We start from the raw sequence: 12,278 nt of genomic DNA on the forward strand, positions 1-12,278 counted from the left end.
TGAATTATCGTACAAAATATCAAACATCTAGTCAAATGACCATGAGTTCATTATAACAAACTGAAGGTCAAATCTAAATCGTTTAGGAGCACATGCGAAGTGGAAAAATTATTGGATCCGAAAAAGACAGCGTTGGTTGTCATTGATTTGCAAAAATGGTTAGGGAATCAATACTCCCCTTATTCCGCCCAGCAGGTGGTATCTAACGCTGCCGCCTTGGCAGATGCTTTCCGTGAGCAAGGCTCGATGGTTGCTCTTGTCCGGGTATCTAGCAAGGATCTTAAGGATATCCCGAGACCGAAGTTGGATTCTCCTGCGCCACCAATGAATCTGCCTGAGAGATGGGATGAGATCGTCTCGGAGATGCGGGTCGCCGAGACAGACCATATCATCACCAAGAAGCAATGGGGAGCTTTTTACGGAACAGATCTCGATCTGCAGTTGCGCCGTCGAGGAATCGACACCATCGTCTTATGCGGGATCGCTACCGGGCTTGGCGTGGATACGACCGCGCGGGAGGCGTTTATGCATGGGTATCAGCAAATTTTCGCGATTGATGCCATGACCGGATTTTCTCAAGCTGAGCACGATTACGTGAAAAATACTATCTTTCCGCGTATTGGACGTATTCGGACAACGCAAGAAATCATCTCTGCACTTGAAGAAGCTTGAACCTATTGAGATGTGCCCTTGGGATCTATCAGGTTCCAGGGGTCGTTTCTTTAATTTAGGGGCGAATCAGCGAGAAACCGGGAGAGAATATTACTTTTTAGTGGGAGGTTGATCGCAATTACTCAAAGGAGAAGTACCAGGTCCAACAGGATGTACCCCTGGTTAGTTTTATCTGTAACCAGTCTCGGCGCGTTCCTGGTTCTGATCAATATCGGAACGCTAAATGTCGCATTGCCAGAATTAAGCCAGCAATTTCATGCCAGTGCCTCAGCGTCCAGCTGGATTTTGCTTTCTTATATGCTGGTAAATACTATTCTGATATTAATCTTTGGACAAATTTCGGATATTTTCGGAAGAAAGCGGATGTATTTAGTAGGAATGGCCATATTTACCGTATCCAGTCTACTACTTGGCTATGCGCCTAATGTAGAGATACTAATTCTTCTTCGGATCGTACAGGCTGCCGGAGGTGCGCTCGTGGTGACAAATACTACACCGCTGATCACCGATGCATTTCCCAAATCGCAGCTCGGGACCGGACTTGGTCTGAATATATTGTCTGCTTCCGTCGCACAGGTGCTTGGCCCGGTCGTCGGCGGCATGGTCACGACCGCTTGGGGCTGGAGGTGGGTGTTCTGGTGTAATGTCCCCTTCGGAATTATTGCTCTAATCTGGGGCCTCTGTATTCTAAGGGAGATGCCCCTAACGCGAATCCATTCAAAAGTGGACAGATATGGAGGCATCATGATTTTTTTCGCTTTAGCCGGGTTAATCATTGCTTTATCCGAGGGGGGAGAGTTGGGTTGGGGAAACATGCAGGTGATCGGAGGTTTTGCAGTATTCGCCATATTGACCCCGTTATTTATATGGCATGAGCATCGATCTGCATCACCATTGCTTGATTTAAGCCTTTTTAAAAGCTGGACGTTCGGTATGGCGAACATCGCTACATTTTTTAATTCCTTTTCCCGCACAGCTGTCGCTCTGCTCTTCGCGTTGTATTACCAATTTGCCTTCCACCAAAACGCGCTCGATGCCGGTCTCAGGATCCTTCCAATTTCGATAGGGATGTTGGTGATTTCTCCGATTGCCGGCATGTTAACCAAGAGGGTAGCCATTCGGTTTCTGACCTCGCTTGGAATTCTCATTTCTACAGCAGGACTTCTCCTACTCCTGCTCGTAGTCGGGAGCAATTTTTCTTACGGAGTCACTGCTTGCGGTATGCTGTTAATCGGGATCGGGACCGGATTATTTCTTACCCCCAATACGACGGAGATTATGACGTCCGTCACAGAGCAAAGCCGCGGGGTTGCGAATGGACTGCGGTCCATGCTATATAACTTGGGCCAGGTGCTGAGTACGGCGCTTTCTTTAACCATCGTCGGCGCAGCGCTGCCAGTTCACCTGAAGAACGTACTGTATACCGGAAAGAATAATGTGCTTTCGGCCGTTGATTTTACTTTCGTCATTCAAGGTTACCGCTGGGTCATCGTCGCATTAATAGGGACTTCTCTACTGGCACTTGCAGCCTCGTGGTTCCGACCGCAACAGAAAATAGATTGTGAAAGCACTTCAGCGGCCACTTGATTTTGACGCAATGCAATAATGATTAGCAATGAGCTCCGAGTCGAATTGAAAGGAAATTCCCATTCGATGATTGGGAGATTTCTTGTTGAACTCCTCTAACATTTCGTATTATGATGTCAGCCAGTGTTTACTGGTTGATATCTCTCCTTAGAGTAGATAATTTATTCCTCAACTTGTATATCTGCCCGTAGCGTATTGATGCTCTGGCCACGATACTGTCCGTTGTTTGGTTGGACAATAGGTTTGAGATGATTGATTTACTGGGCTTTGCTCTGATCCTATCTGCGGTTTTTGTCATTGTTGGAACAGTAAAACATGGCTCTATCCACCACGTGTGATGGAAGAACAAGTGATGATCTTATTAGAGAAGAACCTTTCATAAGTGGATTTCAGTAATCAAGGAGTAATCACAAGTAGTCTCTATGCTCTATCGTACGCTTGCTGGACATCCGTTTTCTGAGGATCCGACTGTATTTAAAGACTGGACTTGTAAGCGGTCATCGGCGACCTTCAAGACCTTCCCTTGCCCCCAGGATCTCGAGACATATTCAGTGCCGGATGTCATTAATGCTTGGAGAATCCATATGCAACGTGCTGGGGCTCTACGGGCATCGAGAAGGCCGCACAGCTCCTCGCAAAAGCGAAAAGCAACTCGCGCGGCGACGCGTTCAATATTAAGGCGAACATCCCCTAGTCCTACGTAAAACATGATGACTTCAAATCCATTCTTCTTGGCTTCTTGCATCTGACGAATCACATTACCGCCCGCGAGTGTGGTTTCCACTGTAAAATCACGCTTATGCAGGATGCATTCCCTCGCAAGCTTGATCGCCTCTTTTCCCGCTGAAACTCTTCGACGCTCTGGATTTTCGCGGTCAATTCCACGAGCCAAAGCATCTGGATCGATATTCACACTTACCCCGAGTCGATCAACAATTAGGTTGCGAATCGTACTTTTACCGCTGCCGTTATTACCGGCGAATACAAACATTGTAACCAGAGGTTCATTCATGGTGAAGGTCCTGTACATTCATTCGCTCGACCTCGCCATTGCTGTATTCTTTCACAAACTCGCCTTCGCTGGTTTTGTATACGATATAGGTTCCATTGGCTTTTGCATCCAGTTTTGCTCGATCCCCGGTCAATTTAATAAACTTCCCCAGATCTTGTGTGCGATTCACGCTAACCCCGTCCCCTCATTTGGAAGATAACAAAGTATATCATATCTTCATGGTTAATATTAGTTTCACCCATGTGTACAACATGACAAACAGACGTACCTGTTTGATACGTCTGTCATTACCCGAGTAAGGCAGTTCCCTCACTTCTTCTGCTTATAAAACTCATGATACAACTTCATCAACGCCCGCTTCTCAATCCGCGACACGTAGGAGCGACTTATCCCAAGCTCCTTCGCAATCTCCCGCTGCGTCCGCTCTTCCCCGCCATGCTCCAGCCCGAACCGGCCTACGACAACTTCCTTCTCCCGATCATCGAGGATATCCAGGTTTTTATATATCTTGCTCTTCTCAATCTTCAGCTGCACCTTCTCAACAACGTCATCTGCCTCTGATCCGAGGATATCTATTAAAGTAATCTCGTTCCCCTCTTTGTCCGTTCCGATCGGATCGTGCAAGGAAACATCCTTCTTCGTCTTCTTCAAGCTGCGCAAATGCATAAGTATCTCGTTCTCGATACACCGGGCGGCGAAGGTTGCGAGCTTCGTGCCTTTGCCCTGCTGGAAGCTCTCGATCGCTTTGATCAGACCGATCGTGCCGATCGAGATCAAGTCCTCCAGATCCTCGCCCGTGTTGTCGAATTTTTTGACTATGTGAACACAACCTGATGTAACCAATGGTTAGTGAATCAGTCCTTGCGTCAGTTTGCTAAAGTGTGAATGAGTTAGGTGGCCAATAGTGGTTTTTCCTTCATGATGAAATTCAATTACGAACTTTGAAGAGGACAGAACAAAGGTGTCAGAACTAACTGCCAATACATCTTCTAAAGAATCAACGACTTTGTGAAGTTGCGTCTGAACTATCAATGCGGTAGCCCGTCAACGCGTTTGGCTGTCTTTTTTATAATACGGTTTGCTACGGACACGACATGAAGAAGTATTTTTGGGGTTGCATACACTTACTCCACACGATCATCATAAGATCACAATAAACGTTGGTAATAGCCCAGACCAAAGAAACGTCAAGGACATTGAATTGTTCTTTGAAGCTTCACTTAGAGAAGAGTTTATGCTTACTTATGGTACGGTTCCCCGCAATGTATCTAAGCTAAGCACAAAATACAGTTTGACCATAATATCTACATCAGTATATAAAGTGAAAACCACTCCTGACAATGGAGTGGTTTCTTTAATTACACTAACGTTCTTCGTACTTCAATGAAACAGGAGTAGCTTCCGCGGCGGCAAACTACTCCCTGTACAGTCTCCCGTTAGGTAAACGAGCTGATAATTGTATCCTTCTCACAATCATCTATTGATGCATTATCAGAATTTCAAGAGCCTTGTTAGTAACCACTAAATAAGAATTATTAGAATAGCAGGAGTCACCTCCTGACCAATCGCAAAATGTATTTCCTTGAATTTCACCTCTCAGAGTAATCTCGGACGTTTGAAAGCTAGGGGCGATTTTTGCCCTTAGGCTTATGAACTATTAATGAACCTCTTTGGTTGTTGTTGCCTCTTCATTTGTTGGTTCCACCGGGGGATCCTTCTCGGTTAATACTGCCTCTTCTGTTGATGGAAGCTGATCTTCTAATTGGAGTTCCTGGTTCTTCTTCTTTAACTTCGTTTTCAATTCATCAATTTTTAATTTCTTTTCTTGTTTGTTTTCTTGGACAACTACTGAATTATCTGTTTTGTTTACTCTCAGAACACCTTGTTTACCCCAAGAATGGCCGCCTTCTGTCAAAAAGACTACAACCTCATCTCCTTCTTGCAAAAATCCACCATCTGGCTCTACGATGCGGTCTTCAAGTTCCCCGCCTTCTTCCATATATATAATATTTTTCTTCTTCTCTTTGCCCTTAATGATTTCTGTAACCTCTATGGTGATGGGGGTTTCAACGTTCTCAACAAATTTTCCTTCATTTTCTTTCGTGACATCTATTTCTGTCGTAACCGGAATTTTGACGATCTCTGTTTTACCCCTCTGTTTAACAACACCATGTGCTACTACTTCAGCTTCACCCATAAGTTGTTCCGTTTCAAAATATGGGTAAGACGCTGAGTCATGATAAACTGGCTTAACAATTTTTTCTGAATGACCAAGAAAAGGATAATATAGCCCAGCCGTTACGCATGCCACAATCACAGTACCTGTCAACGCAATCTTTTTAATCATCCGTAGAACTCCTCCTCCAAATTTTTAGTTAATCCCAATAAATAAGCTGAAAAGAAGCTGTGTCATAGGATTCTAATGATCTTTGGTATGTCGTATTAAAGAAAACGCTTGGGTACATTGTATTATTCGAATCGCCAGAGTTATGAGTCTCGCCTTCCTCATGGCAATGTGCTACACCTAAGGCATGACCTAGTTCATGAGCAGCATTAACCTGTATGTCAATTTTGTTTTCCTCAGCGCCATTGGTAAACGAATATCTCAAATTAAATGCTATATCAGTTGCACTTAAATATTCCTTACCGCCGGAGGTGTATTTTGTAGGAAACATCTTACCAGACCAGGGATACGACGTACTATTTACAGTATAAAAGTCATTTTCAACGTCGGTAGTTGTTACAGATAGTTTCGGGAGACTAGTAGCGCTATCACTGGTATTTGCATCTGCAACATTGTTCCATGATGACATTGCTGCTTGAATAGGCGTCTTCCAAGTATCGTTAAAAGGAACATTAAATTGGACAGCAGTAGTTTTAGAATACCATCTATATCCTAAGCCTTTTGCTTGAACGGTACTTACATAGGAAGTTCCCACGAATACCACAATCCCAAGTGCGATCATTGTAATGGTTGTTTTATTTTTCGAAACAAATTTCATCATATCCATTGGTTCAACTCCTCAATTTCATTTTTAGACGTCGCTCGCAGAACAAAGGTTGCCAACTATTTGGAAAAATCAATTTAAAATGCCTTGCCTCAAGACCCTTAAATAAAATGAATTCATCTCATCATTATGAAAGGCTAAATAATCAAGTCAGTCACTATCCGCACCCCCTATATTTTATAAAATATGGTTTTACATGGAATTTATTATAGGGCGTATAAATTGATGATTGAATAGATATTAAGTCTTAAAACTATGTCTACACTTGTCGAGAAGTATCAAATTTGAAATGGTTAATGGCAATTGGCCTCATTATACCTTGCCTTAATTACAAGTAGAGAGAAGCCAACGATCTGGCTTGCTCGAATGACTAATTGAGAAGCAGTCATTTAACATTCTGATTACACTCAAAATGATTGATGAGGTGTGCATACGAAGAAAAACTAAACAACCTTAGCCCGGTTGAATACTGAGCTAAAGTTGCTTAAAAGCAGATACTTTATAATAAAATACTTGACGAAGTAAGTTCAGAGTGTCCGCTTTGTTTCATGAAGTGGTTAATTATACTATAGTTACTAGTTACTTGTTGCTGCTATCAATTTATTTATTCATCTATTAGAGGTTTGGATTTATCAAATCATATATCGCTAAAATCAAAGTTATGCAACTAGCGAGGAGTACTGTTGTAATCGATATCAAGTCCAAAACAGATAGTGAAGGGAATCGGAGCTGGTAAGTTAACGGCAAAGCAAAAATAGCAGTTAACTTCGACCCAGAGTGATCAAACTAGTCCCCTACCCGTCGACGCTTTAGCCGACGGGTTTTTCATCTGCAATTGGAACTGCGGGCACAAGGTGGGCGCAGCGTCCCATCACTTCTTCTGCTTATAAAACTCATGATACAGCTTCATCAACGCCCGCTTCTCAATCCTCGACACATAACTCCTGCTAATCCCCAATTCCTTCGCAATCTCCCGCTGCGTTCGCTCTTCCCCGCCATGCTCCAGTCCGAACCGGCCCACAACAACTTCCTTCTCCCGATCATCCAAAATATCCAGGTTCTTATAAATCTTGCTCTTCTCAATCTTCAGCTGCACCTTATCAACTACATCGTCGGCCTCCGAGCCAAGGATGTCGATCAGCGTAATCTCATTACCCTCTTTGTCCGTTCCGATCGGGTCATGCAGCGATACGTCCTTCTTCGTCTTCTTCAAGCTGCGCAGATGCATAAGTATCTCGTTCTCGATACAACGGGCGGCGAAGGTCGCGAGCTTCGTCCCTTTGCCCTGCTGGAAGCTCTCAAAGGCTTTGATCAGACCGATCGTGCCGATCGACAATGTGAACACAACCCAATGTAATCAGCACTCATATGACAACGCAAGGCGGTGATATATCCAGTTATTACTTACTGATTCAACAAATTTCAAGTATAATTAGTATAATATTGTTAATTACAACCAGCCTTTCTAGACCAGAGAACCAGGAGGCTATATTATGTTGGACATTACAGGGAATGACATTGCCGCACTTAATGATTCTGACCTAAGGTCACTTATAGGGCTTCTATGTGAAGCCGAACTTCGAAGTGCAGGGATACCAACCGCTGGTGTTACTTGGGGTGGACACCAAAATGCTAGTGATGGGGGCATAGATGTTCGAGTTGATTTAACTACATCACTCCATAACGACGGCTTTATACCTAGATCTAAGACAGGATTCCAAGTTAAAAAGCCTGATATGCCTAAAGCTGCAATTAATAAAGAAATGCGCTCTGAAAATCAACTCAAACAGGTTATTAAGGAGTTGGCTGATAACAATGGAGCCTACATAATTGTCAGCAGCCAAGGCTCCACAGCAGACTCAGTTTTAAGAAATCGGAAAACAGCGATGCAAGCAGCAGTATCAGATTACACAAATGCGAACTTGCTGAAGGTAGATTTCTATGATCGAGAGCGAGTTGCTAGCTGGGTTCGTACTCACCCCTCTCTAATCTTATGGGTACGTCATAAAATAGGTCGTCCAATTCAAGGGTGGAAAACCTATGGGAATTGGGCAAACTGTCCTGGAGGAATTGAGGAAGCATATCTTACTGACGGCCACGTTCGTTTACATAGCACAAGTAGAGGTATTTCCGAAGGAATTTCAGTAACCGAGGGGATTAACGAACTTCGAAGTGTGCTTAGTCAGCCAAAATCAGCAGTTCGTTTAGTTGGATTATCCGGGGTCGGAAAGACACGCTTAGTACAGTCTCTGTTTGATGAGCGATTTGGGGAAATGCCGCTTAATTCCACTCAAGTATTTTACACCGACATGAGCGACAGTCCCCATCCAGATCCGAGGACTTTCACTGAGATGTTGATTGCTCTCCAAAAACCAATAACACTTGTGGTCGATAACTGTACTCCGGAATTACATAGGAGATTAACCTCTGTATGTTCCGCAACTGGAAGTTTAATTAGCCTACTCACTGTTGAATATGACGTGAGAGATGATCAACCTGAAGAAACAGAAGTTTTTCGTCTAGAACCAGCTTCTAACGAGCTAATTGAAAAACTCATTATTCGTCGATTTACTCACATTTCTCAGGTGGGCGCAAGAATCATAGCCGAATTTGCAGGTGGGAATGCCCGAATTGCGATTGCTTTAGCAAGGACTGTTGAAAGAGGAGAAAATATTACTCAGCTTAGAGATCACGATTTATTCGAAAGGCTCTTTCAGCAAAGAAACGACTCGAATCACAGGCTCCTCAAATCTGCAGAAATCTGTTCTCTTGTATATTCATTTGATATTCGTATAGATGAGGACGAGAGTAAAGAACTTAAATTACTAGGATCAATAATTGATCTAAGTGCCCGTGAGCTATATGAAAATGTGAGCGAGCTTAAACGACGCGACCTTATTCAACAGAGGAGTCACTGGAGAGCAGTACTCCCTCATGCCGTCGCGAACAGACTTGCAGGGAGAGCTCTTCAAGATATCCCATCTAAAGTGATTACTGATGCATTCTTGTACGGGGGTTCTGAAAGATTACTCAAATCATTTTCTAGAAGACTCGGATACCTTCATAATTCAACGGTGGCGAGAGAAATTGCTAGGGAATGGCTTTCGGAGTCAGGCCTGCTTGGGAATATTATGAACCTCAATGAACTTGGAATCGCACTGCTTAAAAATATTACTCCCGTGGAACCAAGCTCAACACTTTCCCTCATAGAGGGTGCAGTTGGTAAGGAAAACTCAGATGTTTTCTTCTCACGTAAAAATGCTTATTTTTCTGATTTCACCAGGCTTCTCAGATCCATAGCATATGACCCAATATTATTTGAAAGAGCTGTTCTACTTTTGTGTCGGTTTGCTCTGTCTGAAAGTTCTAATGAAAACAGCAATTCTATTAGGAAACTGTTAAAATCTCTGTTCTACATCACCCTCTCAGGGACTCATGCAACGCCCGAACAAAGATTAAATATAATTTCAGCATTATTGGAATCGAATTCAGAAGAAAAAATTGAAATAGGCTTTTCATTGCTTAGTGCAGCGTTAGAAGCATCGCATTTTAGCTCTTCTCATGGTTTTGAATTTGGCGCACATGCGAGAGACTATGGTTGGTCACCAAGGAACAGGACAGATATTAATCAGTGGTTTAACACTTTTCTGAATTATTTAGTTCCACTAGCTAGTTCTGATAATTCTCTAGCGGCTAAACTAAGAGGGCTTCTGTCGATCAAATTTAGAGGATTGTGGACTAGAGCCAAGATGTATAACGAACTTGAATTGGCAGCCAGAAATATAGTTGCTAAGCACAGTTGGAATGAAGGGTGGGCTGCTGTAAAAAGCACGAAAAGTTTTGACTCTGAACGTATGGAACCAGATGTAACTGCAAGGTTAGATAACTTAGCTAAGATTCTGGCGCCAACTACTTTGATTGAGAACGCCAGACTATATACACTTTCCGGTACTAACAATGCTCTGAACGTGATTGACATAATAGAAGATGAGTCAGATTCAGCTAAAGATTACTCTAAGGCAAGTAAGATTGCGCGCTCTCTTGGACAAGAGATTAGCTCTCAATTAGATTTACTAGATGAATTGTTGCCTGAACTACTAGGTAGTGAGGGAATAAGGATTTTTGATTTTGGACAAGGTCTGTCTGAAGGTAGCCGTAGTCCAATAATTATTTGGAATAAAATGCTCATGGCATTATACTCTATACCTGACGCTAAGCGTAACTACCAGCTATTCCGAGGTTTCTTAAACGGGATATCTAAAACAAACTACGAAGCAAGTGAAACATTGTTAAATGAAGCAGTAACAGATCCACTTTTATCAAAAGTGTTTCCATATATTCAAACTAGTGTGGATATCAACGAAAAAGGAATAGAAAGGTTGAAACAAGCACTTGAACTTAGTAGTGCACCAATTGGCGCATACCAATGTTTAGCATACGGAAAAACACTTGATGGTATAAATGATAAGGACTTTTGCGATTTACTGCGAATGGTAGCTTCCAAGAATGAAGGCTATAACGTTGCGATCGCAATTCTTACAATGAGAATACACGGAGAAGAAAATGTAAGTGACGTATTAACCTCATTGGGACAGGAATTACTTGTACAATACCCCTTCACTGATAACAATGTTATCCGTAGGGATTATGAGCTAGCTAAAATCGTGGAATGTTGTTTCTCTAGTGAGGATGCGAAGGAAAAGGCTCGAATAGTTGCAAACAAAATAGCCGTAGGACTGAGAAATTATAATATTTATCCCTCGGATTTTGATGATGTCCTGAAGGCGCTTGCTTCGACACATCCGATAGTATTTCTAGATATCTTTCTGGAAGAACGAGAAACTAATCACAGGATCGCTAGACTGTTTTTGGAGGAAATCTATTCATCTTCAAGCCCGATGTCCGTAATCAATGATGATGTGATTTTATCATGGGGTGGAGTTAAACCAGACATACGTTATCCGAATTTAGCCTCTGCTATTGTACCATACAGAAATATTGGGCAAGGAATCGAGTGGACCCCTCTCGCAATGACCTTAATTATGAAAGCGCCTGATCAAATGCTAGTGCTAAATCAATTAAAACAGTGTTTCAGACCATCCTCATGGGAGGGTTCACGCGCGGAGATAATGCAAAGTTTTGTTCCACTATTAGTGCAACTACAAAAGCATGAAGATCCCATTGTATCACAATGGGCCATTCAAGAAGAAAAGACTTTTAGCGAAGAAATCAGTTCTGTTCATAAATGGGAATTGGCTCATGAAGGGGAGCGGAACGAGAGGTTTGAATGGTAGACACACACCACATTTTTATACTGTTTTATAACGAATAAACCCAAATAGACTGCTCTCCTTTTGAGCAGTCTGTTTAAGTAAAGTCCTTACTTCTTCTGCTTATAAAACTCATGATACAGCTTCATCAGCGCCCGCTTCTCTATCCTCGACACATAGCTCCTACTAATCCCCAATTCCTTCGCTATCTCCCGCTGCGTCCGCTCTTCCCCGCCATGCTCCAGCCCGAATCTCCCTACAACAACTTCCTTCTCCCGCTCATCCAGGATATCCAGGTTCTTATAAATCTTGCTCTTCTCGATCTTCAGCTGCACTTTATCCACTACATCATCGGCCTCTGATCCGAGGATATCTATCAAAGTTATTTCGTTCCCCTCTTTGTCCGTCCCGATCGGATCATGCAAGGATACGTCCTTCTTCGTCTTCTTCAAACTGCGCAGATGCATAAGTATCTCGTTCTCGATACAACGGGCGGCGAAGGTCGCGAGCTTCGTGCCTTTGCCCTGCTGGAAGCTCTCGATCGCTTTGATCAGACCGATCGTTCCGATCGAGATCAAGTCCTCCAAATCCTCTCCCGTGTTATCGAATTTTTTGACTATGTGAACACAACCCGATGTAACCAGTGGTTAGTAAGTCACGCCCCACATAAAAAACGGATTCCATCATTGGAACCCGCCCTTTAACTTAAGTGTTTGGCTTTTATTGAAC

At 43.0% G+C, this 12,278-nt stretch carries 10 protein-coding genes and 1 pseudogene; 3 read left to right on the plus strand and 8 right to left on the minus strand.

Going from position 1 to position 12,278, the window contains the following annotated elements; translation table 11 throughout:
- The first annotated feature begins 99 nt into the window (after nucleotides 1-99).
- Nucleotides 100-672, plus strand: coding sequence for a hydrolase (locus FHS18_RS00595; protein ID WP_183595877.1), 573 nt, complete (start codon nucleotides 100-102; stop codon nucleotides 670-672).
- A gap of 108 nt (nucleotides 673-780) precedes the next feature.
- Complete coding sequence (locus FHS18_RS00600) at nucleotides 781-2,259, plus strand: MFS transporter (RefSeq protein ID WP_246427385.1); 1,479 nt, start codon at nucleotides 781-783, stop codon at nucleotides 2,257-2,259.
- 427 nt (nucleotides 2,260-2,686) lie between these two features.
- On the opposite strand, the gene FHS18_RS34145 is transcribed toward FHS18_RS00600, so the two are convergent.
- From FHS18_RS34145 to sigK (FHS18_RS00630), 7 genes and pseudogenes are all read right to left on the minus strand, one after another.
- Nucleotides 2,687-3,271 (minus strand): zeta toxin family protein, encoded by a 585-nt coding sequence (locus tag FHS18_RS34145; protein ID WP_246427386.1) that lies wholly within the window; start codon nucleotides 3,269-3,271, stop codon nucleotides 2,687-2,689.
- On the minus strand, nucleotides 3,264-3,440 hold the full coding sequence (locus tag FHS18_RS00610) for a hypothetical protein (protein WP_183595879.1): 177 nt from the start codon (nucleotides 3,438-3,440) through the stop codon (nucleotides 3,264-3,266). Before FHS18_RS00610 ends, FHS18_RS34145 begins: the two co-directional genes overlap by 8 nt.
- Nucleotides 3,441-3,580: 140 nt before the next feature.
- On the minus strand, nucleotides 3,581-4,114 hold the full coding sequence (sigK, locus tag FHS18_RS00615) for an RNA polymerase sporulation sigma factor SigK (protein WP_409348525.1): 534 nt from the start codon (nucleotides 4,112-4,114) through the stop codon (nucleotides 3,581-3,583).
- A 3-nt stretch (nucleotides 4,115-4,117) separates the two neighbouring features.
- Nucleotides 4,118-4,303, minus strand: coding sequence for a CDI toxin immunity protein (locus tag FHS18_RS35320; protein ID WP_425497273.1), 186 nt, complete (start codon nucleotides 4,301-4,303; stop codon nucleotides 4,118-4,120).
- Between the two features lie 625 nt (nucleotides 4,304-4,928).
- Nucleotides 4,929-5,618, minus strand: a complete 690-nt coding sequence (locus FHS18_RS00620) for a hypothetical protein (protein WP_183595881.1) — start codon at nucleotides 5,616-5,618, stop codon at nucleotides 4,929-4,931.
- A gap of 28 nt (nucleotides 5,619-5,646) precedes the next feature.
- Nucleotides 5,647-6,282, minus strand: a complete 636-nt coding sequence (locus FHS18_RS00625; protein WP_183595883.1) for a matrixin family metalloprotease — start codon at nucleotides 6,280-6,282, stop codon at nucleotides 5,647-5,649.
- A gap of 868 nt (nucleotides 6,283-7,150) precedes the next feature.
- Nucleotides 7,151-7,615, minus strand: a pseudogene (gene sigK / locus FHS18_RS00630) (RNA polymerase sporulation sigma factor SigK); the annotation flags it as partial.
- Nucleotides 7,616-7,772: 157 nt separating this feature from the next.
- Between sigK (FHS18_RS00630) and FHS18_RS00635 the strand changes: the two are divergent.
- Nucleotides 7,773-11,573 (plus strand): hypothetical protein, encoded by a 3,801-nt coding sequence (locus tag FHS18_RS00635; protein ID WP_183595885.1) that lies wholly within the window; start codon nucleotides 7,773-7,775, stop codon nucleotides 11,571-11,573.
- An 86-nt stretch (nucleotides 11,574-11,659) separates the two neighbouring features.
- Here the strand turns inward: FHS18_RS00635 and sigK (FHS18_RS00640) are convergent, their stop codons facing one another.
- Nucleotides 11,660-12,193 (minus strand): RNA polymerase sporulation sigma factor SigK, encoded by a 534-nt coding sequence (gene sigK / locus FHS18_RS00640; RefSeq protein ID WP_183597258.1) that lies wholly within the window; start codon nucleotides 12,191-12,193, stop codon nucleotides 11,660-11,662.
- Between the last annotated feature and the right edge of the window lie 85 nt (nucleotides 12,194-12,278).

Origin of the sequence: Paenibacillus phyllosphaerae (genome assembly GCF_014192105.1) — a bacterium.
Taxonomy (GTDB): domain Bacteria; phylum Bacillota; class Bacilli; order Paenibacillales; family Paenibacillaceae; genus Paenibacillus_Z; species Paenibacillus_Z phyllosphaerae.

Excerpts from the sequence above, each read along its gene's own strand:
- FHS18_RS34145 (WP_246427386.1), bottom strand. The coding sequence starts at position 3,271 with ATGAATGAACCTCTGGTTACAATGTTTGTATTCGCCGGTAATAACGGC.
- FHS18_RS00620 (WP_183595881.1), bottom strand. The coding sequence starts at position 5,618 with ATGATTAAAAAGATTGCGTTGACAGGTACTGTGATTGTGGCATGCGTA.
- FHS18_RS00625 (WP_183595883.1), bottom strand. The coding sequence starts at position 6,282 with ATGGATATGATGAAATTTGTTTCGAAAAATAAAACAACCATTACAATG.
- FHS18_RS00635 (WP_183595885.1), top strand. The coding sequence starts at position 7,773 with ATGTTGGACATTACAGGGAATGACATTGCCGCACTTAATGATTCTGAC.